General features: G+C 73.3%; 24 protein-coding genes. 11 read left to right on the plus strand and 13 right to left on the minus strand.

Going from position 1 to position 22,524, the window contains the following annotated elements; all coding sequences use genetic code 11:
* Positions 1-159: 159 nt before the first annotated feature.
* Entirely contained in the window at positions 160-3,006 is a 2,847-nt protein-coding gene (locus tag VE546_RS14215; protein ID WP_324922253.1) for an AfsR/SARP family transcriptional regulator, read from the plus strand.
* A 47-nt stretch (positions 3,007-3,053) separates the two neighbouring features.
* On the opposite strand, the gene VE546_RS14220 is transcribed toward VE546_RS14215, so the two are convergent.
* The gene (locus VE546_RS14220) at positions 3,054-3,260 is read right to left on the minus strand and encodes a hypothetical protein (RefSeq protein WP_324922212.1); all 207 of its coding nucleotides are present in this window, start codon (positions 3,258-3,260) and stop codon (positions 3,054-3,056) included.
* A gap of 237 nt (positions 3,261-3,497) precedes the next feature.
* Between VE546_RS14220 and VE546_RS14225 the strand changes: the two genes are divergently transcribed.
* Positions 3,498-4,424, plus strand: a complete 927-nt coding sequence (locus VE546_RS14225; RefSeq protein WP_324922214.1) for a LysR family transcriptional regulator — start codon at positions 3,498-3,500, stop codon at positions 4,422-4,424.
* A gap of 46 nt (positions 4,425-4,470) precedes the next feature.
* Here the strand turns inward: VE546_RS14225 and VE546_RS14230 are convergent, their stop codons facing one another.
* A complete protein-coding gene (locus VE546_RS14230) occupies positions 4,471-5,184 on the minus strand; it encodes a TetR/AcrR family transcriptional regulator (protein WP_324922216.1) in 714 nt (237 codons plus the stop codon).
* Positions 5,185-5,300: 116 nt separating this feature from the next.
* Here VE546_RS14230 and VE546_RS14235 point away from each other — a divergent pair, with 116 nt between their 5' ends.
* The 5 genes from VE546_RS14235 to VE546_RS14255 all read left to right on the plus strand — a co-directional run bounded on the left by VE546_RS14235 (position 5,301) and on the right by VE546_RS14255 (position 8,595).
* A complete protein-coding gene (locus VE546_RS14235; RefSeq protein WP_324922218.1) occupies positions 5,301-6,068 on the plus strand; it encodes an SDR family oxidoreductase in 768 nt (255 codons plus the stop codon).
* 60 nt (positions 6,069-6,128) lie between these two features.
* Complete coding sequence (locus VE546_RS14240) at positions 6,129-7,031, plus strand: SDR family oxidoreductase (protein WP_324922220.1); 903 nt, start codon at positions 6,129-6,131, stop codon at positions 7,029-7,031.
* 68 nt (positions 7,032-7,099) lie between these two features.
* Positions 7,100-7,315: a 4-oxalocrotonate tautomerase family protein gene (locus tag VE546_RS14245; protein ID WP_324922222.1), complete on the plus strand. Its 216-nt coding sequence runs from the start codon at positions 7,100-7,102 to the stop codon at positions 7,313-7,315.
* Positions 7,316-7,665: 350 nt separating this feature from the next.
* Positions 7,666-7,977 (plus strand): STAS domain-containing protein, encoded by a 312-nt coding sequence (locus VE546_RS14250; RefSeq protein ID WP_324922224.1) that lies wholly within the window; start codon positions 7,666-7,668, stop codon positions 7,975-7,977.
* Between the two features lie 198 nt (positions 7,978-8,175).
* Positions 8,176-8,595, plus strand: coding sequence for an ATP-binding protein (locus VE546_RS14255; protein WP_324922226.1), 420 nt, complete (start codon positions 8,176-8,178; stop codon positions 8,593-8,595).
* A gap of 234 nt (positions 8,596-8,829) precedes the next feature.
* On the opposite strand, the gene VE546_RS14260 is transcribed toward VE546_RS14255, so the two are convergent.
* Both VE546_RS14260 and VE546_RS14265 read right to left on the minus strand, forming a co-directional pair.
* Positions 8,830-9,678, minus strand: coding sequence for an RNA polymerase sigma factor SigF (locus VE546_RS14260; RefSeq protein ID WP_324922227.1), 849 nt, complete (start codon positions 9,676-9,678; stop codon positions 8,830-8,832).
* A gap of 248 nt (positions 9,679-9,926) precedes the next feature.
* Positions 9,927-10,154 (minus strand): hypothetical protein, encoded by a 228-nt coding sequence (locus VE546_RS14265; RefSeq protein ID WP_324922229.1) that lies wholly within the window; start codon positions 10,152-10,154, stop codon positions 9,927-9,929.
* A 209-nt stretch (positions 10,155-10,363) separates the two neighbouring features.
* Here VE546_RS14265 and VE546_RS14270 point away from each other — a divergent pair, with 209 nt between their 5' ends.
* On the plus strand, positions 10,364-10,780 hold the full coding sequence (locus VE546_RS14270) for a CBS domain-containing protein (protein ID WP_324922231.1): 417 nt from the start codon (positions 10,364-10,366) through the stop codon (positions 10,778-10,780).
* Between the two features lie 241 nt (positions 10,781-11,021).
* Here the strand turns inward: VE546_RS14270 and VE546_RS14275 are convergent, their stop codons facing one another.
* From VE546_RS14275 to VE546_RS14285, 3 genes are all read right to left on the minus strand, one after another.
* Positions 11,022-11,483 (minus strand): DUF3618 domain-containing protein, encoded by a 462-nt coding sequence (locus VE546_RS14275; RefSeq protein ID WP_324922232.1) that lies wholly within the window; start codon positions 11,481-11,483, stop codon positions 11,022-11,024.
* Complete coding sequence (locus tag VE546_RS14280) at positions 11,480-11,899, minus strand: phage holin family protein (RefSeq protein ID WP_324922234.1); 420 nt, start codon at positions 11,897-11,899, stop codon at positions 11,480-11,482. Before VE546_RS14280 ends, VE546_RS14275 begins: the two co-directional genes overlap by 4 nt.
* Before the next feature lie 147 nt (positions 11,900-12,046).
* On the minus strand, positions 12,047-13,189 hold the full coding sequence (locus VE546_RS14285; protein ID WP_324922236.1) for a YihY/virulence factor BrkB family protein: 1,143 nt from the start codon (positions 13,187-13,189) through the stop codon (positions 12,047-12,049).
* 228 nt (positions 13,190-13,417) lie between these two features.
* On the opposite strand from VE546_RS14285, the gene VE546_RS14290 reads away from it, so the two are divergent.
* On the plus strand, positions 13,418-13,921 hold the full coding sequence (locus tag VE546_RS14290) for a hemerythrin domain-containing protein (protein ID WP_324922238.1): 504 nt from the start codon (positions 13,418-13,420) through the stop codon (positions 13,919-13,921).
* A gap of 140 nt (positions 13,922-14,061) precedes the next feature.
* Here the strand turns inward: VE546_RS14290 and VE546_RS14295 are convergent, their stop codons facing one another.
* The 3 genes from VE546_RS14295 to VE546_RS14305 form a co-directional block, all read right to left on the minus strand.
* Positions 14,062-15,135, minus strand: a complete 1,074-nt coding sequence (locus VE546_RS14295; RefSeq protein WP_324922240.1) for a DUF3533 domain-containing protein — start codon at positions 15,133-15,135, stop codon at positions 14,062-14,064.
* Positions 15,132-15,836, minus strand: a complete 705-nt coding sequence (locus tag VE546_RS14300) for a TetR/AcrR family transcriptional regulator (RefSeq protein ID WP_324922242.1) — start codon at positions 15,834-15,836, stop codon at positions 15,132-15,134. Before VE546_RS14300 ends, VE546_RS14295 begins: the two co-directional genes overlap by 4 nt.
* 396 nt (positions 15,837-16,232) lie before the next feature.
* The gene (locus VE546_RS14305; protein ID WP_324922244.1) at positions 16,233-16,883 is read right to left on the minus strand and encodes a TetR family transcriptional regulator; all 651 of its coding nucleotides are present in this window, start codon (positions 16,881-16,883) and stop codon (positions 16,233-16,235) included.
* A gap of 372 nt (positions 16,884-17,255) precedes the next feature.
* Between VE546_RS14305 and VE546_RS14310 the strand changes: the two genes are divergently transcribed.
* Entirely contained in the window at positions 17,256-17,468 is a 213-nt protein-coding gene (locus VE546_RS14310) for a DUF4190 domain-containing protein (protein ID WP_324922255.1), read from the plus strand.
* A gap of 149 nt (positions 17,469-17,617) precedes the next feature.
* On the plus strand, positions 17,618-18,526 hold the full coding sequence (locus tag VE546_RS14315; RefSeq protein ID WP_324922246.1) for a serine hydrolase domain-containing protein: 909 nt from the start codon (positions 17,618-17,620) through the stop codon (positions 18,524-18,526).
* Positions 18,527-18,645: 119 nt separating this feature from the next.
* On the opposite strand, the gene VE546_RS14320 is transcribed toward VE546_RS14315, so the two are convergent.
* The 3 genes from VE546_RS14320 to VE546_RS14330 all read right to left on the minus strand — a co-directional run.
* On the minus strand, positions 18,646-19,188 hold the full coding sequence (locus VE546_RS14320) for a dihydrofolate reductase family protein (RefSeq protein ID WP_324922247.1): 543 nt from the start codon (positions 19,186-19,188) through the stop codon (positions 18,646-18,648).
* A gap of 119 nt (positions 19,189-19,307) precedes the next feature.
* A complete protein-coding gene (locus tag VE546_RS14325) occupies positions 19,308-21,656 on the minus strand; it encodes an AbfB domain-containing protein (RefSeq protein WP_324922249.1) in 2,349 nt (782 codons plus the stop codon).
* A 98-nt stretch (positions 21,657-21,754) separates the two neighbouring features.
* On the minus strand, positions 21,755-22,524 hold a 770-nt coding region (locus tag VE546_RS14330; RefSeq protein ID WP_324922251.1), incomplete at its 5' end, for an RICIN domain-containing protein.

The following is a 22,524-nucleotide window of genomic DNA, read 5'->3' on the forward strand; positions in this document are numbered from 1 at the left end:
GTCTCATCCCCAAAGCCTCACGCTCGGGATACACTCGCCGCGCGCCGCCAGGACGGCTTACCAGCTATCCCGAGTGCCGCACCTCCTGGCGGGCTCGCACCACGACGTGGCCGGAGACCCCGGTCCGTCCGTCCCGGGGGAGGATGAACCGTGGTCGTGATGACGCAGGTGGCACTGGACACGCCGGCCTACCGGTTACTGGGCCCGCTGGCCGTGATCGGTTTCGACCAGCGGAACTTCCGTATCCCGCGCGGACGGCAGCAGACCGTGCTCAGCGCGCTCCTGCTGTGCGCGAACCGCGTGGTGAGCATCGACCACCTGATCGACGCGGTGTGGGACGACGACCCGCCGCCGACCGCCCGCACCCAGGTGCACATCTGCGTCTCCGCGCTCCGGGCCAGCCTGGCCAAGGCCGGCCACGAGGGAGTGATCGTCACCCGGGAACCGGGGTACCTGCTGCGGGTCCCGGGCGGGCAGGTGGACGCCCAGCTCTTCGCCGAGCTGATGGCCGAGGCCGAGGAACTGTCCCACCGGGACCACACGGCCGACGCGCTCCAGTACGTGCAGCGGGCCCTGGCGCTGTGGCGCGGACCCGCGCTGAGCGGCACGTCCAGCCCCCGGCTGCAGGCCAAGGCCGCCCAGTTGAACGAGGACCGGCTGGCCGCGATGGAGACCTGCGCGGAACTCCGGCTGCAACTGGGCCGGCACCACCAGTTGATCGGCGAACTGAGCGCGCTGGTCGACGAGCACCCGCTGCGCGAGCGGGCCAGGGGCCAGTTGATGGTGGCCCTCTTCCGGTCGGGACGGCAGGCCGAGGCGCTGGAGACGTACCGCAAGGGGCGCCGGCTGCTCATCGAGCAGCTCGGCCTGGAACCCGGGGAGGAACTGCGGAGGCTGGAGGCCGCCATCCTCGCCGGCGACCCCGCGCTGCGGGGCGACCGGCCCGCGTCCCCGCGCCGGCCGGAGCCGTCCGCCCCGTCCGGACTGGTCGCGCCCCACCAGCTCCCCACGGACATCGGCGACTTCACCGGACGCGAGGAGCACATCGGCGAGGTGACCCGACTGCTCGCCGACGACGGGGACCACCGCGCCACCCGGGTGGTCGTGCTCGCCGGCAAACCGGGCGCCGGGAAGAGCGCCCTCGCGGTGCACCTGGCGCACCGGCTGGCCGACCGGTTCCCCGACGGCCAGCTCTACTGCGACCTGGGCGGCACCCGGGCCGGGCCGGCGCCGGCCGTGGACGTGCTCGGCCGGTTCCTGCGGGCACTCGGCATCCCGGGCACCTCGATCCCGGGGTCCACCGAGGAGCGCGCGGAGATGTTCCGGCACCTGCTGGCGAGCCGGCGCGTGCTGGTCGTCCTCGACGACGCGGCGGCCGAGGCCCAGATCCGCCCGCTGCTGCCGGGCAGCGGCACCTGCGCGGTCCTCGTCACCAGCCGGACCCGGCTCACCGGTCTGGCCGGCGCCCGGATGCTGGACGTGGACGTCTTCGAGCACGGCGAGGCGCTCGGGATGCTGGCGAAGGCCATCGGGGAGGAGCGGGTGGCCGCCGAGGGCGCCGCGGCCGACGCACTGGTCCGGCTGGTCGGGTTCCTGCCGCTGGCGCTGCGCATCGTCGCCGCCCGGCTGGCCGCCCGCGCGCACTGGTCGCTGGCCTGGATGGTGGAGCGGCTGTCCGACGAACACCGCCGGTTGGACGAACTCGCCCACGGCGAGCTGGTCGTCCGCTCCAGCCTGGCCCTGACGTACGACGGCCTGAGCGACGAGGCCCGGCTGCTGCTGCGGCTGCTCAGCGCGCTGGACGAGACCACCTTCTCGCCCTGGGTCGCCGCGGCGCTGCTGGACACCGACCTCCACCGGGCGGCCGAACTCCTGGAGACGCTGGTGGACGCGCAGATGCTGGAGTCCGCCGCCATGGACCGCACCGGAGGGCTGCGGTACCGGCTGCACGGGCTCATCCGGCTGTTCGTCCGGGAGCACCTGTACCGCGAGGACCCCGCCGACCGCCGCGACGCGGCGATCGGCAGGGTCGTGGGCGGCTGGCTGGCCACGGCCGCCGAGGCGCACCGCCGGATCTACGGAGGGGACTTCACGGTGCTCCACGGCGACGGGCCGCTGTGGCACCTCCCGGACGCGTACCTCGACGTGCTGCTCGACGACCCGCTGGGCTGGCTGGAGTCCGAGCACACCAGCCTCTGCTCCGCGGTGGAGCTGGCCGCCGGCGCCGGTCTGCACGAGCTGTGCTGGGACCTGGCGACGACCCTGGTCACCCTGTTCGAGGCCCGCTGCTACTTCGACGACTGGGAGCGGACCCACCTGCGGGCCCTCGAAGCGGTGACCGCGGCCGCCAACCGCCGTGGGGAGGCGGCCCTGCTCTGCTCCCTGGGCACGCTGCACCTCGGCCGGTCCCAGCTCACGGCGGCGGGCGAACGGCTCGACCCCGCCCTGGAGGTCTTCTCCGAACTCGGCGACGTGCACGGCCTGGCGATGACGCTGCGCAACCAGGCGCTGCTGGAACAGCGCCGGGGCCGGGAGGGGCGCGCCCTGGAGCTCTACCGGTCCGCCCTGGCGGGGTTCACGCGGGCCGGTGACGGCATCGGCCGGGCGCACGTCCTGCTGCACATGGCGCGGATCGAGCTGAACCGGGACGACGAGCGGAGCGCGGCACGCCACCTGGACGAGGCGTTCGAGGTGTGCAGGACGACCGACAGCAGCCGCGTGGAGACCCAGGCCCGCTACGTGCTGAGCGACCTCATGCAGAGGCAGGGGCGCCACGAGGAGGCCGGGGGAGTGCTGACGGAGCTGCTCGAGGTGGTGCGGGAGAACCGGGACATGGTGGGCGAGTCCCGCATCCTGCGCCGGCTCGGGAACGTCTACGCGCGTCTCGGACGCCGCGGGGACGCCGGGCGGCTGCTCCGGGAGGCGGGAGACATCTGCGAGCGGACGATGGACCAGGTCGGGGCCGCCGAGGTGCGCCTGGAACTGGCCCGTCTGCTGGCGGACTGAGCGCCCGCCCCGACGCCGGGAAGCGGGCCCCTCGGCCCGCGGCACGGTCAGGAGCCGACGGGCCACGGGGTGTCGGCGAGCGCGGCGGCGGACGCGGTCGTCCTGGGGGCGGGCCAGGGGGTGTCGCTGTCGGTCGCGCCCACGGCCGCCGTACCGGAGGCGGCGTGGCCCGTCGCCGCGAGGCAGGTGAACGAGGCGAGAAGGGTCAGGGCCGCCAGGCCGGTCGCTCGGCCGGAACGTGCCTTCCGTGTCATTGCCGCACTCCCTTGGATCCGTTGGTGGCTGTCGGCGGCGGCCGGGCTTCGGCCGGCTGCGGGAACGACGCTAGGGAGGGGGCACATCGCCGGGCTATCGGCGGCCGGTGCCCCGCTATCCCGGTGGCTATCGCCGCCGGGTTTGCCGGGCGATAGCCGGCCGAAGGCGGCCCGCGGCGATGCTGGGCGGCGAGAGGCACCGCGCGGAAGCGGCGCGACGCCAGGGAGGTCAAAGACGTGGACGCACCTCAACTCGACGCCTTCATCACTGTCGTGGAAGTCGGCAGCTTCACCAGGGCCGCGGCCCGGCTGCACCTGTCGCAGCCGACCGTGACGACCCGCATCAAGTCGCTGGAACTCGCACTCGGCACCATGCTGGTGGAGCGGCTCCCCGGCGGCGTCAGGCCGACCGCCGCCGGCGCCGACCTGCTGCCGTACGCCCGGGAGATCGTCCGGCTGACCGGGCGCGCCCGCCAGGCGGTCGGCTCCGGCGGGCAGCCGCACGGCCGGATCGAGGTCGGCGCGATCGAGAGCCTGGCCACGTACCGGCTGCTGCCCGTGGTCGAGTACCTGTACTGGCGCTATCCGAAGATGCAGTTGTCGATGCACACCCCGGCGGCGGACAACTCCGTCACCGACGTCCGGGACGGGCGGCTGGACTGCGCCTTCTTCATCGACTCCCAGCGGGAGTGGGAGGGCCTGCGGGCGGCGGTCCTGTGTCCCGAGCCGCTCGTCCTGGTGGGCGGCCCCGACCACCTGCTCGTCGGCCGGTCCGACGTCACCCGCGAGGACCTGCGCACCGCCTCGCTGATCCGCGCCGACAGCGACGCCGGGTACCACAGGCTGTACGAGCAGGCGGTCGGCCTGCACGACGCCGCGGAACGTCCCAGGACCTTCGAGCTGGGCTCCGTGGACGCGGTGAAGCGGAGCGTCTCCCTGGGACTGGGCATGGCCCTGCTGCCGGCCGTCACCGTGCGGCGGGAACTGGCCGAACGGCGGCTCTTCCCGATCGACTGGACCGTGCCGTTCGAGGCGTACTCCCAGGTCGTCTGGCGCCCGGGCAGCGGTTCCAACACCGGCCTGGAAGCCCTCGTGGACGCCGCGATCCGCGTCGTCAGGGAGCAGGACGACGAAACGGCCCCCGTCGGGGGCGTTCCCCGCTGAGGCCCGGCCGGGCCGGACGGCCCTCACCGCCGCCGCGCGGCGGCGGTCAGGACCGTCCGTGGCCGTCGGCCAGGACCGCGAGCCACTGCTGGAGCAGTGCGGTCTCCGCGGGGGTCAGTGCGGCGGGGGGCGTGGAACGCAGCCGGGCGCCGAGGGTGGCGGCCGCGGAGGGCACGTCCGTGTCGCCGCCGGACCGGGTGACGGGCCGCTCCGGCGCGGCCGGGCGGGTGACGGCGCCGATGACGGCGTCGCGGACGCGGTCGGAGAAGTCGGTGTCCGGATAGAGGTGCGGCCGGGCGATCAGGGAGAGGGCCACACCGGTGTTGGCGGACATGATCATCCGGGTGGCGGTGTCCGGGGAGACGCGGAGGCGGCCTGCCGCGGCGCAGCGCTCCAGCACGGCGCGGAGCAGCCGGTGGGCCTCGGCGGCGGCCCCGGGGGGAGCGGTGAGACCGGGGGAGTACATCAGCCGGTAGTGGTTGGGGTGTTCGACGGCGAAGCGGACGTGGTTGTCCCAGCCGTCCTCGAGGTCCCGGACGGGGTCGTCGCTGGGCCGGGCGGCGCGCTTGGAGGCGAGGTACCGCTCGAAGCCGTGGTCGACCACGGCGGAGAGCAGGCCGGCCTTGTCGCCGAAGTGCCGGTAGAGCACGGGGGCGCCGACGCCCGCGGCCTCGCACACGGCCCGGGTGGAGACGTCCGCGTCCGGTGACTTGGCCAGCAGCTCGGTGGCGGCTTCCAGGATCCGCTCCCTCACGTCCATGACAACGATGATACGCCGCTCTTTATCGCCGTTACGGGCCGGGTCTTAACATCGCTACGGAACTCTGTTATCGTCGTTTGCGTCGAGATGTTAACGACGTTTTCCGGAGGGACGTCATGACCACGTACAGCGAGAGCACCCAGGCGTCCGCCGACGCTCCCCGCGTCGCCGTCGTCACCGGCGGATCGCGCGGCATCGGCCGGCAGACGGCCCTGCGGCTGGCCGCGGACGGCTTCGCGGTCGTCGTCGGCTACGCCGGCCGCAAGGACGCCGCGGAGGAAGTCGCCGACGAGATCCGCGGCGCGGGCGGCACGGCGGTCGCGGCCCGGGCCGACGTCGCGGACGAGGAGCAGGTCGCCGCCCTGTTCGACACCGCGGAAAGCGCCTTCGGCGGCGTCGACGTCGTCGTGCACGCCGCCGGCCGGATGGCGCTGGCCCCGCTCGCCGAGCTGGACCTGACGGTGCTGGACGACCTGCACCGCACGAACGTCCGCGGCACGTTCGTGGTGGACCAGCAGGCCGCGCGCAGGCTCCGCACCGGCGGAGCGATCATCAACTTCTCCACCTCGGTGCTGGGCCTGGCCCTCCCGACCTACGGCGCCTACGCGGCGAGCAAGGGCGCGGTGGAGGCGCTGACGCTCATCCTGGCCCGGGAACTGCGCGGCAGGGACATCACCGTCAACGCCGTCGCCCCCGGCCCCACCGCCACCGAGCTGTTCCTGGACGGCAAGGACGAGGAGACCATCGCCCGCATGGCCGCCCAGCCGCCCCTGGAGCGCCTGGGCACACCGCAGGACATCGCCTCCGTGGTCGCCTTCCTCGCCGGCCCCGACGGCCACTGGGTCAACGGGCAGGTCATCCGCGCCAACGGCGGCATCGTCTGACCGCTCGCCGCCCGGCGAGCGGGCCGATCCGCCCCACGGCGGAGAAGGGAACGTCCTCCCATGAACTCCCGCAAGACCATCGTCGTCACCGGCGCATCCAGCGGATTCGGCGCGCTCACCGTGCGCGCCCTGGCGGACGAGGGGCACACCGTCTACGCCGGCATGCGCGGTCTGCACTCCCGCAACGCCGCCGCGGCGGCCGAACTGCGGTCCTACGCCGACACCCACCAGGTGGACCTGCGCGCCGTCGACCTCGACGTCTCCTCCCAGGAGTCCGTCGACGCCGCGATCGCCCGTGTCACGGGCGAGCAGCGGCGGCTCGACGTCGTCGTCCACAACGCCGGGCACATGGTGCTCGGGCCGGCGGAAGCCTTCACCCCCGAGCAACTGGCCGAGGTCTACGACACCAATGTCCTGGGCACCCAGCGCGTCAACCGCGCGGCCCTGCCGCATCTGCGCCGGCAGCGCGAGGGCCTGCTCGTCTGGATCGGCTCCTCCAGCACCCGGGGCGGCTGCCCGCCGTTCCTCGCCCCGTACTTCGCGGCCAAGGCGGCCATGGACGCCCTCGCCGTCAGCTACGCCGGCGAACTCATCCGCTTCGGCATCGACACCTCCATCATCGTGCCCGGCGCCTTCACCTCGGGCACCAACCACTTCGCCCACGCCGGCTCCCCGGCCGACACCGGCCGCGAGGCGGAGTACGACGCCCGGTACGGGACGCTGCGGGAGGAACTGAGCGATCGTCTCGCCGCCCTCATACCACCGGACGCGGACGCCGCGGACGTCGCGCGGCACGTCGCCCGTGTCGTGGACCTCCCCGCCGGGCAGCGTCCCTTCCGCGTCCACGTCGACCCGAGCCGGGACGGCAGCGAGGTCGTCTCCGCCGTCGCCGACCGCATCCGGGTCGAGTTCTTCCGCCGCGCCGGACTGGAAGACCTCCTGACCAGCGGCAGCAGTCTCTGACCGGCGCCGCGAGCGGCCTTCCGCCGCACCCCGTCCCAACCGCCCCTCGCACCGTGAGGAAACCGTTCATGCCTTTCGCCACCTTCAAGGTCCCCGCCGGCAGCCTGTCCGCCGAGGACAAGGAGAAGATCGTCACCCGTACCACCGACCTCTACGCCGAGATCTACGGCGACCGGGCCCGCGCCACCACCCTCGTCCTGATCGAGGAGGTCCCCGACGGGGGCTGGGGCATAGGCGGCGACGTCCTGACCCTCGCCAGGATCCAGCAGATGCTCCAGGAGTAGCCCGGACGGTTCCCGCGGCGGCGCATGGACGCCTCCGGCCGGCGGACGAACCTCCGCGGCCGGGGAAGGCAGCCGGGTCCGCCATCGGGCCGGCCGGTGAACGACACTCCGGCCGGCCGGCGTGACCGTCCGGCCGAAGTCGCCGGTTCAGGGAGGCGGGGCGGATGCGGGATCGACGGTGGCGCGGTGAGGCCGGAGTGTGTGACGGTGGGGGAGAGCCGTTCCGTCGTCCGGGCGGGATCGGCGTGTTGTGTCCGCGGTGACCGGGGCGCGGCTGCCTGCGGGGCGTCCCCCGCCGGGCGGTGCTGGTCGACGTGGGCTGATCTGCCCCGGGAAGGGGGTGAACAGCCGTGCGTGCGTTGTCCGTTCCCGTCAGCCGCGAGCGCGGCGCCGTGGTGCTGCGGCCGCAAGGAGAGGTCGACTACCACACCGCACCGGCGCTGACCAGTGCGGTGGAACAGGTGGAAGGACCGTGGCGAGAGGTGGTGGTGGACCTCTCCCGGGTGCCGTTCATGGACTCCGCCGGCCTGCATGCCCTGCTCGACCTGGAGCGCTGCTGCCGCGAACGCGGCGGACACCTGGTCGTGAAGGGAGTGCGGGGCCAGCCCGCCCGGGTGATGGAGCTGGTGGGCCTGACGGAGTACCTCGCCGTCACCGACTGACCGTTTCGCCGGGATGCCGCCGTGCCGGCGGGACGGTGAGCGGCTGCCCTTCCAGCGCGTCGTGCGGCTCCGTGCTCGCGGCGGCGGCACTATGGGACAGGAGTGACGGGGGATCGACGGCGGGACATTCCGTCGTGTGGCGGATACGTCGACGGGCAGACGGATTCTTGTACCGCTGTGGCAGCCGGGGGGCATGCGATGGAACTGGTGACAGCCGGGGGTGTGGGCGCTCCGCAACTGCGCGTCGATCTCGACGGTCATCCCGGTGCCATCGCCCGGGCCCGGGATGCCGCCGACGCCTTCTTGACCACGCTCGCGCAGAGCGTGCCGCCCGCCGGGGACCGCGCCCGCGACGACGTGCTGCTGGTGGTCTCCGAGCTGGTCACCAACGCCGTCCGCCACGCCCCCGGCCCTCTCACGCTGCGCCTGGCACACGTCGTGAACGGGGTGCGGGTCTCCGTCCGGGACACCGGCGCCGCCCTGCCCCGGTCCCGTTCGGGCGATCTGGAAGGCGGCACGGGCGGCTTCGGCTGGTCCATCGTCCGACGGCTGGCCCACAGCCTCGAAGTCGTGCCGCAGCAGGACGGCAAGGAAATCCATGCCGTCCTGCCCTGGTAACCGTCGTTCCACGCCCCGCGGGCAGCGCCTCCCCGGCGCGGTGGCGGGCACCGTGCCGTCGTGCCGGGGGAGAGACCGCCGCCGGTGCCGACCGGATGAACACGAGGGACCAGGCCGGAGTCCGGGCCGTGAACGAGGAGGCCCCGGGTTCGCCCCGGGGCCTCCTTCTTCGGCCTTGTGCCTCTTCTCCGGTCCCGGTCCGTACTCCCCGACGGAGCGGTGCCGGAGCCGGTGTCAGCGCGTGGCGAGCATGCCCTCCCGCAGGCGCGCCAGGACACGGGCCAGCAGCCGGGAGACGTGCATCTGGGAGCAGCCGAGCCGTTCACCGATCTGGGACTGGGTGAGTTCCTCGACGAACCGCAGGTGGATGATCTGCCGGTCACGCTCGTCGAGCTGCTCGATGAGCGGCGCCAGGGCGTGGAAGTCCTCGACGAGTTCCATGGCGGGGTCTTCGGCGCCGAGGAAGTCCGCCAGGGCCGCTTCGCCGTCCTCGTTGCCGTTGATGGCGGCGTCCAGGGAGGCGGAGCGGTAGCCGTTGGAGGCCATGCGGGCCTCGATGACCTCTTCCTCCGTCAGGTTCATCAGCGCGGCCAGCTCGCTCACCTTCGGCGAGCGGCCCAGTCGCGTGCTCAGCTCCTCGGTGGCGCGCGCCAGTTCGGTGCGGGCCTCCTGCAGACGGCGCGGGACGTGCACGGCCCAGGAGGTGTCACGGAAGAAACGCTTGATCTCGCCCACGATGTAGGGCACGGCGAAGGTGGTGAACTCCACCTCGCGCGACAGCTCGAACCGGTCTATGGCCTTGATCAGGCCGATCATGCCGACCTGGACGACGTCCTCCATGTCGCCGCCGCGGTTGCGGAACCGGCCGGCCGCATAGCGCACCAGCGACATGTTCATCTCGATCAGCGTGTTGCGCGCGTACTGGTACTCCGGAGTTCCCTCCTCCAGTACCGCCAACTGATCGAAGAACAGCTTCGACAGCTCCCGCGCGTCCTTGGGTGCGACCTTCTGCGGATCGGCGACCTCCGGCAGTTCGTCCGTACCGTGTTCGACGCTCGTCCGGGAAATCGCCGTCGTCGTCATGCTGCCCCTCCCTTGTTCGACCGGCCGGTCTTCTGCACTGTTTCCGTTGAAGCCCCGCCTACCCCGGCTTGCACGGGGTATGCCTGCCATCTTTCAAGGTCCCGTTCGTCGGCATCCGGTACCGGCCACGGACGGTACCGCGCGACGGATGGGGCGCCGACCCCAACGTCCCGGGCCCCGGTGGCATCGGCGCGCGAACTCCGTTGGGGCATCGGGCGGTTCGGGGGTCCGGCCCCTGTGCCGCCCCCTCAGGCCGCGTGACCGGACCCGGTCGTGGGGAGCCCGGCCCGGGGCGCGGAGTCGGCCGCGGGGGAGGGGGAGGGGGCGCCGGAGCCGGACACGAGGCGAAGGTGCCGCCGGGGACGGGCGTGGCGCGCCGGTGCCGACCGGGCCAGCATGTGGTCCTCGTAACGTCCCAGCGCCAGTACGGCGCACAGCAGGAGGGGAGGAGTCAGCAGGGCGGCAACGATGAGCATGGGATTTCCTTCGGACGGCGACGACCTCCCCTGTGCCGCCTTGCCGCGCCGCCGTCCCGCAAACCGGCCGTGCCCCTTCCAGCGGCCTCCCTCGGCGGCCGGTCGCGCATGCCATGACCGCACGCCGTGTTTGGCCACCGTCTTCGCGGTTATCCGCCCTCATGTTTCCGGTTTGCAACAGTCAAGACGACAAGTCGTGGGAGGCAAGCGTGACGACGGCACGCAAGATCATGACGGGGAACGCCGAGTGCGTGCGCGCGGACGAGAGCGTGCTGGACGCGGCGCGGAAGATGACCGAACTCGGCGTGGGCGCCCTGCCGATCTGCGGCACCGACGACCGGCTCAAGGGGATGCTGACCGACCGGGACGTCGTGGTGAAGGTGCTCGGAGCGGGCAAGGACCCCGCCGAGGTCAAGGCCGGTGACCTGGCCCAGGGCGAGGCGGTCACCATCGGCGCCGACGACGACGCGGAGGAGATCCTGCGCACGATGAGTTCCCACAAGGTCCGCAGGCTGCCGGTCATCGACGGGCACCGGCTCATCGGCATCGTGGCGCTGGCCGACGTCGCGCGCGCCCTGCCCGACCGCGCGGTCGGCGACGTGCTCGAAGCCCTCTCCACCGACTGACACCACCGCGGATCCGCACCGAGCGGGCGGCCCCGACCTCCACCGGGTCGGGGCCGCCCGCTCGATGGTGGTGCGGTGGTGGTGCGGCGGCTCGCGAACAGTGCGCGCGGTACGGGCGCCGAACGCCGGAGGCGGTGTCGCGGCCGGGCGTTCACCACGCCCGACCGGACACCGCCCGGCGGTCATTCCGCCGACCGCCCCGAGCACCGGGACGATCGGCCCGCCGACGCCCCGGAAGCCCTCAACGGCGCTTCCCGCCGCGGCGCCTCGCGGCCAGTACGACCAGCGCTACGGCCGCCAGGGCCAGCAGCGGGCCGGGCCGGCGGCGTGCGGTCTGCGTGACCGCGGCGGCCTTGTCGGCGACCGCGTCCGGGGTCTTCTCCTGGAGCCTGCCCGCCGCCGTCGTCGCGGCCCGGGTGATGTGCTCCTTGGTCAGGGCGGCCTTCTCGGTCACCGGCTCCGGAAGCCTGCTCTGGGCCAACTGCCCCAGTCGGACCGCCTTCTGCTGGGCGGTCACCTTCGCCTGGGCGGCGGTCCCCAGGACCCGGGTCCTGGCCGCGGCCGTCCTGTCCCGCAGCTGTGTCTTCATGTCCACCTTCCCTGCCAGGGCTTCCACGGTCCTGCCCAACTGCTCGCGCGTGGCCTCCGTCCGCTCGCGCAACTCCTCGGTGGTGGAGCCGCGCGTCCGCGTGTTGTCGCTCATCGGTGTGCCCTCTCCTTGATCTCGGTCACATCGGCCTTGACGCCGTCGATCGCCTGCTCGGGCGCGGGCGGGGACGCCTGGCCGACCTGCTTCCTGCCCGCCACGGCCAAGGCGGCGGCGACGGCCAGGAGCACGACGCAGACGATCAGCGCGGATGCCCACACCGGCAGCACCAGGGCCAGCGCCGCGATCACGGTGGCGACCAGCGCCTGCAGTGCGAGGAAGGCCACCATCCCGGCGCCACCGAGGAGTCCGCCGCCGATCCCGAAGCGCTTGCCCTTCTGGGCCATCTCGGCCCGTGCCAGCCGCATCTCGTCCCGCACGAGCTGCGAGAGCTGCTGCGACGCCCGGGAGACCAGCTCGCCCACCGAGTCGTCATGACCGCTGTGCGCGGTGCGGTTCCCAGCGGTGCTCAACGCCGTTCACCTTGCCCTTCTCCGATCCGATCGGTTCGTCATCCGGGGTTGTGCCGTACGTCACGGCGTACCGCCATCGCATGTACCTCCCTTCGACGGACGGTCGTCAGTGCGCGCGTACCCTGATCCGGCCGGATCACCGCCGGATCACCTCCGGTCCGCCGCGCCGTCGGACCGGTCGGCCGCGGCGGACGGCTCCTGTGCCTGTGCGAGGTGCCGGCGGTCCTCCTCGGTCCACTTGCGGGTGTCGCGGGGCTCGACGTACGGCTCCTCGGGTACGGGATGACCACCGGCGATGGCCCGCTGCCGGGCCATCTCGGCGTCGAACTCCAAGCCGAGCAGGATCGCCAGGTTGGTGATCCACAGCCACGTCAGGAAGACGACCACACCGGCGAGGGTGCCGTAGGTCTTGTTGTAGGAACCGAAGTTGGCCACGTACACCGCGAAACCGGCGGAGGCGGCCATCCAGACGACCAGGGCCAGGAAGCTGCCCGGGGTGATCCACCGGAAACCGCGGCCCCTGGCGTTCGGCGCGGCCCAGTACAGGAGGGCGATCATGAGCATGACCAGCAGGACGAGCAGCGGCCACTTCACGACCGACCACACCGTCAGCGCCGTGTCCCCGATGCCCAGCGCGGCTCCGGCGTGCCGGGCGATGCCTCCGGTGAACACCACCGTCAGCGCGCTCGCGCAGGCCATGACCAGCAGTGTCACCGTCAGGGTCAGGCGCAGCGGCATGACCTTCCACACCGGCCGGCCCTCGGGCATGTCGTAGAGGGCGTTGGAGGCGCGGATGAAGGCCGCCACATAACCGGAGGCGGACCACACGGCCGCCAGCAGACCGGCGACCGCCAGCACCGAACCGGTGCCGCCCTTGCCCTGCAACTGCCGCACCGCGCTCACGACGATGTCGCGGGCGGGGCCCGGGGCGAGCTTCCGGAGGTTGTCCAGCACCTGCTGGACCGCCGACTCGCCCGCGACGCCCAGCAGCGAGACCAGCACCAGCAGCGCCGGGAAGAGCGACAGGACGCCGTAGTAGGTCAGGGCGGCCGCCCGGTCGGCCAGCTCGTCGTCCTTGAACTCCCGCACCGTGCGCTTCAGCACGGCCCACCAGGACCTCCCCGGCAGCTCGCCCGGCTCGTCGGGAGCCCTGCGCTCCACCTCCGGGTCCGGGCCGACCCCGTCGTCCGGCTGGAGGCCGGGCCCGCGGGACGCGCGGTCGCGATGACGACCGTCGTGGGTACGGCAGTCGGTTCCGTCTCGGTGTCCCAGTTTCGATGTCCGTGCCATACCCGGCGGATAACCTCCCGTGCCGGGTGAAAACGAATCCCTTCGGGTGCGCTCGCGCGTCCCGGCCGCCCGCCGACGGGCGGTCAGCCGGGCAGGAGACCGGGCGTGTCGGCCGGAGCCGCGGCCGCCGGGCGGACGGGCGGCGGACGCGGAATGCCTGGCGCGCGGGAAACGGGGTATCCGCCGGACCGGATCACCGCCTTCTTCCACGGTTTTGAGGAGTCGATCATGCCGTCCACCACGAACGACGTCGTCGAGCTGATCCTGCGTGACCACCGCAGGATGGAGGACCTCTTCCGCACGATGCGCAACGCCGAGGCCGACCGGGCCGGTGCGCTGAGGGAGTTCGCCGCCCTCCTGGTGGCCCACGCCACGGCCGAGGAGGAGAAGGTCTATCCGGCGCTGCGGCGCTACAAGAACGTGGACGACGACGACGTCGAGCACAGCGTGCACGAACACCAGGAGGCCAACGAGGCGTTGCTCGCCCTGCTGGAGGTGGAGGACACCGCCTCCCAGGAGTGGGAGGAGAAGCTCGAGGAGTTGGTGACAGCGGTCAACCACCACGCGGACGAGGAGGAGCGCACCCTGCTCAACGACGCCCGCGAGAACGTCAGCGACGAGCGGCGCGCGCAACTGGGGGAGGCGTTCAGCCGGGCGCGCGCGGAGCACCTGGACGCCGACTGCGGGAACATCGAGAACGTACGGAAGATCGTGGCTTCCGGCGGCGACTGAGGCCGCCGCTCCGCCCCGCTGCCGCTGGACGCGGCCGGCCGGGGAGGGGCCGTACGGGGCCCGCCACCGAGGGGCGGGCCCGCCGGCGGTGACCGGCGGGCCCGCGCGGGAGGACGCCCGTCCCCCGCTCAGGCCTCCGCTCAGGCCTCCGTGCCGGCGGAGGCGCCGCGCCGGAGGTGGAGGACGGAGGCGAGCAGGGCGACGAGGACGCCGCCGACCGCGTAGCCGGCCAGGGTCCACAAGGGGCCGGTGATGGCGTTGGCGGAGAAGTAGACGGTGTTGCGGACGGCGGTGGTGGCGGCCCCGGTGGGGATGCAGTCGCCGATGGCGCGCCAGAAGGGCGGCAGGAGCGCGGCGGGGTAGACGCCGCCGGCGCTGGGGTTGCCCAGGACCACGAAGACCAGGATGGCCACGCCGATCCCGACGATGCCCAGCAGGATCTGCAGGGCGACGGTGGTGGCTGCGGCGGCGAAGACGGTCAGGGCGCCCAGCGCCCACAACTGGACGAAGTGCCCCTCCAGGGCGCCGAGGACGGGATCGGCGATGATGGCGCCGCCGAGCCCGGAGACGACCGCGTACGCCGCGAGGACCCCCAGCCGGATGGCGGTGCGGTGGAGGTTGGCGGGACGGGCGCCGCCGGCGACGCCGAGGATGGCCGCGGCCAGGTAGCCGCCGACCATCCACCCGATGACGAGGTAGAAGGAGGACATGCCCCGGCCGTCGCCCTCGGCGGGCGGGAGGATGTCCTCGGTGGTGATCTTCCGGCCCCGGGAGGCCTCGATGTCCTCGGCGAGCCGGGCGGCGGTGGTGGAGACGGCGGGGCCGCCCGCCGATGCCACCAGCAGGGTGTCGGTGGTGCCCCGGGGGTCGACCAGGACCGCCGCGTCCACGGTCCGGTCCAGGATCAGGGCGCGGGCCGCGGCCTCGCTCCCGGCGGGGCGGGCCTCGACCGGATCCCCGTCGAGGGCGTTGAGCTGGTCGACGATCCGTTCGGACGCGCCGTCCGGGGCGACCACGGCCACGGGTATCCCGTGCGGGGCGGGGGAGTGGAAGGCGCCGACGTAGGACAGGACGAAGGCCAGTTGGAGCAGCAGGGCGCCGGTGACCAGCAGGAGGCCCCGGAGGCTGAGGGCGTCCCGCAGCTCGCCGAGGAAACCCCGCGGCCCGCCCGGCGGCGCGTGGGTGTGGTCGTCGGTGGTGGCCGGGGTGTTCATGCGTCGGGGGCTCCTTCGTCTTCTCGGTCGTCTTCCCGGTCGTCCTCGCCGGGGTGGTGGCCGTGCCGGGGCCGCCCGTCCGGCTGCTCGGTGACGGCGGTGGTGGTCAGGGCGCTCAGCAGACGGGGGGCGACGCGGGCGGCGAGGTCCCGGGTGCCCGCGTGCGCGCCCTGGACCAGTCCGACGGCGGTCAGTCCCCTGGACAGGGCCATGACGAGGCGGGTCAGGTCGTCGGTGGCGACGACCGGCCGCAGGCCGTCGCGGGCGAGCGTCTCCTCGAAGATCTCCGACAGGCCCCGGACCAGGCGCTCCTCGTGGGCCGCCAGCGCCTCGGCCACCGCCGGGTTGCGCGCGGCGTGCAGGGTGAACTCCATGGACACCAGGAACCACTGGCGTTCCTGCGGGGTGCGGCCGGCGATGTACGCCAGGAACCGGTCGACCGGGTCCTGACCGGGCTCCAGTCGGGCCGCCGCCTCCCTCAGCCCGGCCAGGAGGGCGTCGGTGCGGGCGTCGTAGAGCGCGAGGAACAGCTCTTCCTTGTCGCGGTAGTTGGAGTAGAAGGCGCCGCGGGTCAGCCCGGCGCGCTGGACGATGTCGCTGATCGAGGTGGCGTGGAAGCCGCGCTCGGTGAACAGCGCGAGGGCGCTGTCGGCGAGCGAGGCGAGCGTGATGGGACGGCGCTTGGTCGGCGACTTCGGCACGGTGCGGACCTTCCGTGTGACGGGCGGAGGGAGGACGGCGGGCAGGTTACGGGGCCGGTGCCCGCACGGTTCCCGGCCGACGGCGGCGACCGGTCGGGCCGGGGAGCCGGCCGGGCCGCGGAACCCGCGGGCGTCCTCTTCCTGCGGCACCACCAACGGATACATCATGTATCCGATACATGGTGTATGCAAACCGGGGTCCCGTCCGGCGCGATGCGCACCGGCACCGGGCGCCGCGGCGGCGCCGGGCGCGAGCCGGACCAGGAGGACCAGGAAAGGGTGAGGCCGCAGAGGTCACGGGCGCGCCGGGCCGCCCTGACGCCGATGCCCCGACGCGCCGCGACGGCCGGACGCGCCGTTCCCCGGGGGCGGCCGCAGGGGCGTACCGGCCGCGCCCTAATCCAGCCAGTGCCGGCGGCCCAGGTTGATCAGCCGCAGCCGGCGGCGCGCGACGGAGGCCACCCGTTCCGCCGCCGCCCCCGGTTCCGCCTCCTCGGCGGCCTCCAGGAAGGCCGAGGCCGTCATCACCATCTGGTCGACGTAGAGGCCGCCGAGCATGCGCAGGTCGTCCTCGCCCCATCCCCGGGTGCTCGGATGCCCGGCGTACTCGGCCGCCACCTCGACGGCGAAGCGGCGCAACTGGGCGCCGATCGCCTCGCGCACCAGCCGCACCCCGCCGTGCCGTTCACGGATGATGAAGCGGACGTGGGCGGGGTGGTCCCGGACATGACGGGCGATCAGGTCGACCGTGCGGTCGATGCGCTCCTCGTCCTGGTCCTCCCCGGTCTCGGCGAGGATGCCGGCGATCATGCCGTGCAGGCCGCCGAGGGCCTCCTCGACGAGGGCGACGCCGAGGTCGGCCGTGCTCCGGAAGTGCCGGTAGAACGCGGTGGGGGCCACACCGGCCGCCCGGGTCACCTCGCGCAGGCCCAGGCTGCTCAGGCTCTGGTGCTCCAGCAGGCGCAGGGCGGCGTCCAGCAGTGCCCGGCGGGTCCGCTGCTTCTGCATCCGGCGGGTCCCGGCCGGCGGGGCGGCGGTGCGGCTCATGCCGTTCAGTAAACAACGGCCCGGCGCGGCCGTGGCGGGCCCGGGTTTGGGCTCGCGGTTCAGTGAACACTCGTACACTGAATGCTCCCGGTGCCGACGCAGGCGCCTCGACAGCAAGGTCCGCTACGCGAAAGGCAGACCGTGTTCCTCCTCGCCGCAGCCCTTCTGCTCCTCGGAATCCTGCTGGGCCCGGTCGCCCACCTCCCGGTTCCGGTCAGCCTCGTGGCCGCCGCGGTCATCGGCGGGTGGCTCCTGGCCTTCGCCGTCCGCGAGCGGCGCGGACGGCACCGGCGGAACCGGCCGGAAGGAGTGTGAACCGTGGCATCCACCGCACACGTCCGCAGGCGCGCCGTCCCCCGGGACCCGGACGACATGGCCGTCGCCTCCTTCGTCCTCGGGCTGGTCGGCCTGCTCGCGATGAACGTCCTCCTCGGGCCCATCGCGGTGGTGCTGGCCTCCCTCGCCCTGCGGCGCGGTACGACCCGCAGGGGCCGCGCCCTCCTCGGCCTCTTCCTCGGCGTCTGCGACCTGGTGGTCCTGGCCGTCCTGGCCGGCCTCGACAACACGGTGTCGTGGGCCTTCTGACGGCCCATGACGGTCCCCGGGCCGCGGTGGACCGGGGCGCCGAGGACGCCCGCGGAATCCCGGTGCCCCCCGGCCCGCCGGACGGCAGACTGCCGTCATACCGATGTGTGTGCCGCTCCCGGAGGCGGCACCCGGAAGGAGTCGTTCCCGTGTCCATCAGCTCGGCGGTCGCCTCGCTGCGAAGCGCACCGCACGCCCACACCGAGCACCTGGTGGTCATCCGCCGTGGCGTGCCGGTGGCCGAGGAGAGCCTGGGGGTCCGGCGGCCGGACGAGCCCGCGGACGTCTTCTCGGTCACCAAGTCGGTCCTCGGCACCCTGGTGCTGTCCGCGGTGCGCGAGGGAAGGATCGGCCTGGACACCACCCTGGGCGAGGCCCTGGGCGACCGGGTGCCGCCGCCCCGGCGGGCCGTCCGGATCCGGCACCTGCTGGCCATGACCGGTGGCGCGGAGTGCGGAGGACCGGAGGCCATCGACCGGGTGACGGCACTCGGCGGCGGCTGGGTCCGCGCACTCCTGGAGAGCCCCCAGGCCCATCCGCCGGGCACCCGCTTCCAGTACGACAACGGTGCCGCGCACCTGCTGGCGGCCGCCGTCACCGAGGCCGTGGGCGACCTGCGGGCCTACGCCGAACGCATCGTCTTCCGGCCCCTGGGCATCGAGCGCTGGCACTGGCCCGTGGACCCGGACGGCATCGCCTGGGGCTTCAGCGGTCTCCGGGTGTCCGCGACCGACCTGGCACGCATCGGCGAGGCGTGGCGGACCGACGCCTTCGCCCTCGGCGACCTGATGCGCCGGGCCACCCGGCCGCACACCGGGGGAGGAGCGCCGGAGATGCGCCCCTACGGATGGACGTTCTGGACGGACACCATCGCCGGACATGGGGTCTACTACGCCGCCGGCTGGTCCGGGCAGGTCGTCCTGGTCGTCCCGGACCACCTGAGCGTGGTCGTCACCGGCAACCCGCGGTTCCTCACCGAGCGCTCCCAGCGGCCCTACCCCGTGGTGCGTGAGCTGGCGGCGGCGGAGATCTCGCAGGACCCGTGCGGTACGCGGTGACGGACGCGCGACCCGCGTCGGTGCCCGGCCGGCCGCCGCGGACGCGGCCCGCTCCCGCCGCCGGGCCGCGGCGCGCACCATGACCGGCCCGGCGGCGGTGACCCGGGCCGGTCCGGAGCTCAGCGGACGACGCGCAGCGCCAGGTTGGTCGCCCCCGGCGCCTCGGTGAGGCCGAGACGTTCCAGCGTGACCTCGGTCCCGCCCGGACGGTCGAACAGCCGCACGCCGTCACCCAGCAGGACGGGCGCGATGCACACGAAGATCTCGTCGAGCACCCCCGCATCCAGGCACTGTGCGGCCACCTGGGCGCCCAGCACGCCGACGTACCCGTCGCCCGCGGCGGCCCCGGCCGCGGCGACACCGCCGTCGAGGTCACCGACGAACGTGACGCCGGGGACCGGGGTGTCCGGGGCGTGGTGGGTGAGCACGAACAGCGGACCGTCCCACCCGCCGCCGTACGGCTCGCCCTCGTGCTCGGTGCCCCGGTACGGATCGTCACCGTCGAACGTACGGCGGCCGACGAGCAGGGCGCCGGTCCGCTCCATGACGCGGTCCGCCGCCGGATTGGGCCCGAGGTGCCCGGTCAGCCAGGACATGTCACCGTCCGGTCCGGCGATGAAGCCGTCCAGCGACATGGTGCACTGGTACTGCAGCGTGGCCATGCTCCGCCTCCGTCGGGGTCGGTCCCCGGTGGTGGGACGACCGAGCGTGCGGAAAGTCATCGGTGCGCCCGCCCCCGGCCGGCCGGGGGCGGGCGCACCCGTTCGCGCACGCGGGGCGGTCAGGGCGCCCAGGGTTCCTCGACGGCCCAGGTGGTGTCCTCGGTGAACGATGCCGGGGCGTCCCAGGCGTGCGCGCCGCCGGGGGTCGCCAGCCACAGTTCCGCGTGGTAGTGCCGCAGGTACTGGCCGGGGAAGTTGGAGGCGGACAGGCGCACTCCGCCGCTTCCCGGTACGGCGCAGAAAGTGGCGTCGGCCCTGAACAGCGCGGAACCGTCCCCCGCTTCCCGGTAGACCCGGAAGTCGCGGTGGCGCAGGTACTCGCCGGGGTAGTTGCGGGACTCGAAGGAGTAGCACGAGCTGTCCGCGAGGCCGGGGACGATCTTCCAGGTGGCGTCGTTCTTGAGCAGGCTGCTGCTGTTCCCGTCGACGACCTCGGTGAAGACCGCGCCGTCCTTGTGGCGCACGTAGCGGTTCGTGTAGCCGGGGGTGGTCACCCGCAGCGACTTGTACGCCCCGGTGGGCAGGGTCGCGCGCGGCGGCGGATTCCGCGACGCGTCGATCAGGGCGAGGTTGGCCGCCCTGACCCGCGCGGCGTCGACCTTGACCACCTGCCGGTCGTAGGTGAGCAGGCCGTTGGCCTCGTTCTCGACGTCGGTGATCTCGGTGTAGACGGAGGCGGAGAGCCCCATCGGCATCTGGTTCTCGCGGATGGCGTCCAGCAGGCCGACGAACCGGTTGTTCAGGGCCGTGATGCTCGCCTGGTCCTCGTAGCTGAACCCACCGCCCGGATACCACTCGTGGCCGGGCACCCGGTAGCCGAGTCCGCCGAACTCGCCGAGGACGGCGGCCCGGGTCGCCGTGGGCCTGGTGACCCCGGGGCCCACGTAGATGTGGTGGTCGATCACGTCGCCGTTGCCGCCGTCCACGGAACCGCAGCAGTTGACGCCGCTCATGTTGTTCACCAGCCGGGACGGGTCGGACGCCTTCACCTTGTCGGCGATCCGCGCCTGGTCGTACTGGCCCCAGCCCTCGTTCTGGTTGACCCACATCACCAGCGACGGCGAACTGCGGTGCTGGTCGATGATGCGGTCGTACTCCGCCTCCCACTGCGCCCGGGCGGCGGTGTCCGGCGTGCGCAGGTCCATCGAGGGCATGTCCTGCCACACCAGCAGGCCGAGCCGGTCGGCCCAGTGGAACCACCGCTGCGGCTCGACCTTGATGTGCTTGCGCACCATGTTGAAGCCCAGGTCCTTGTGCTTCTGCAGGTCGAACCGGAGGGCCTCGTCGGTGGGCGCGGTGTAGATGCCGTCGGGCCAGTAGCCCTGGTCGAGGGTGCCGCTCTGGAAGACGAACTCGCCGTTGAGGACGATGCGCCGCACGCCGTCCACCTCGGCGACGGCGACGGAGCGCATGCCCGCGTAGCTCCCGACCGAGTCGACGACCGAGGTGCCGGAGAGCAGTTCGGCCTTCACGTCGTACAGGAAGGGGTCCTCCGGGGACCACAGGCGGGGGTTGCGCACCGGCACCGCGAACGCGCTGCCGACCGGGCCGGTGGCGGTGCCCACGGTGGTGCCCCCGGCGGAGACCGTCACCCTGGCCCGGTGGCCGTCGGTGCCGGCGCCGCGCACGGTGACCCTCAGGGTGCTGTCCGCCAGGTTCGGCACCATGTCCAGGCGGGCGATGTGCGCGGGCGCCGTGGGCTCGAGCCACACCGTCTGCCAGATCCCGGAGGCGGCCGTGTAGAAGATGCCGCCGCCGGGCTGGGGGGTGACCTCGCGGATCCGCTGCTTGCCGACGGCCTGGCCGCCGGTCTCGGTGGGGTCCCACACGGAGACGACGAGGGTGTTGGTGCCGCTCCTGAGCAGCGGCGTGATGTCATGGCTGAACGCGTCGTAGCCGCCGCTGTGGACCGCGCCGGCCTGCCGGCCGTTGACCCACACCGTGGTGCGCCAGTCGCTCGCGCCGAAGTGGAGCTGGATCCGCCGGCCGCTCCAGCCGGCCGGGACGGTGAACGTCCGCTTGTACCAGAGCTTGTCGTTCTGGGTGATCTTGCGCTGGATTCCGGAGAGCGCGGACTCCACGGGGAACGGGACGCGGATCTGCTCCGGGAACGAGGAGGGCTGTCCGGCGTCCGCCGCGGTCACCGCGAAGTCCCAGACGCCGTTGAGGTTGGCCCAGTCCGGGCGGGTGAGCTGCGGGCGCGGGTACTCCGGCAGGGGTTCGTCGACGGGGACCCGGTCGGTCCAGGGGGTGGTCATGGGCGAGGGCTTCGGCGTCCAGGCGGACGCCTGGGCCCGGGCGGTGCCGCCGGTGGTGAGCAGACCGGCGCACACCAGCGCGCAGGTGCTCAGCGCGGCGACGACCGCGTGCCACGGCCGCCTGGGCCGGTGGGGTGGCGAAGGGCGCATCTGTGCTCCTCGGTGAGGCGTTCGGGGGCGGGCCCGCCGTCCTCGGGGACGGCGGGGACGGTCGGCGGCGCCGGGCCGGTACGCGGCCGGGCGCCGGGTCAGAGGAAGCGCCAGAGGTGGTCGGCGGTGCCGTTGTCGGCGAACTGCACCACCTGCGCGCCGTCGTCCTTGGACATGCCGTCCACGCCGAGCACCTTGCCGCTGTGGCGGTTGCGCAGCCGGAACCAGCCCGCGCCGTCGTGCACCAGCCGCCACTGGTGGTCGGCGGTGCCGTTGTCGGCGTACTGGACGACGGGTGCGCTGTCGTCCCCGGACATCAGATGGACGCCGAGCACCTTGCCGGAGTGCTCGTTGCGGATGCGGTACCAGCCGTCGGCGTCGGGCAGGAACGTCCACAGGTGGTCGGCGGTGCCGTTGTCGGAGAACTGGACGACGCGGGCGCTGTCCTCCCTCGACATGCCGGACACCGCCAGCACCCTGCCGGAGTGCCGGTTCTCCAGCCGGACCGCGCCGTCGGGCAGCAGGCGCCACAGATGGCCGCCCGCGCCGTTGTCCGCGTACTGCACGACCGGGGCGCTGTCCGCCGCCGAACCGTCGAGGACGGCCAGCACCCTGCCGCTGTGGTGGTTGCGGACCCGGAGGAATCCGTCGCCGTTGTCGACGAGCTGCCACAGGTGGTCGGCGGTGCCGTTGTCGGCGAACTGCACCACGCGGGCGCCCTCGCCCTTGGACATGCCGTCCACGCCCAGCACCTTGCCGGAGTGGACGTTGCGGATGCGGTACCGGCCGTCGCCGTTGTCGACGAGTCGCCACAGGTGGTCGGCGGTGCCGTTGTCGGCGAACTGCACCACCTGCGCGCCGTCGTCCC

The organism is Streptomyces sp. (assembly GCF_035644915.1).
Lineage (GTDB): Bacteria > Actinomycetota > Actinomycetes > Streptomycetales > Streptomycetaceae > Streptomyces.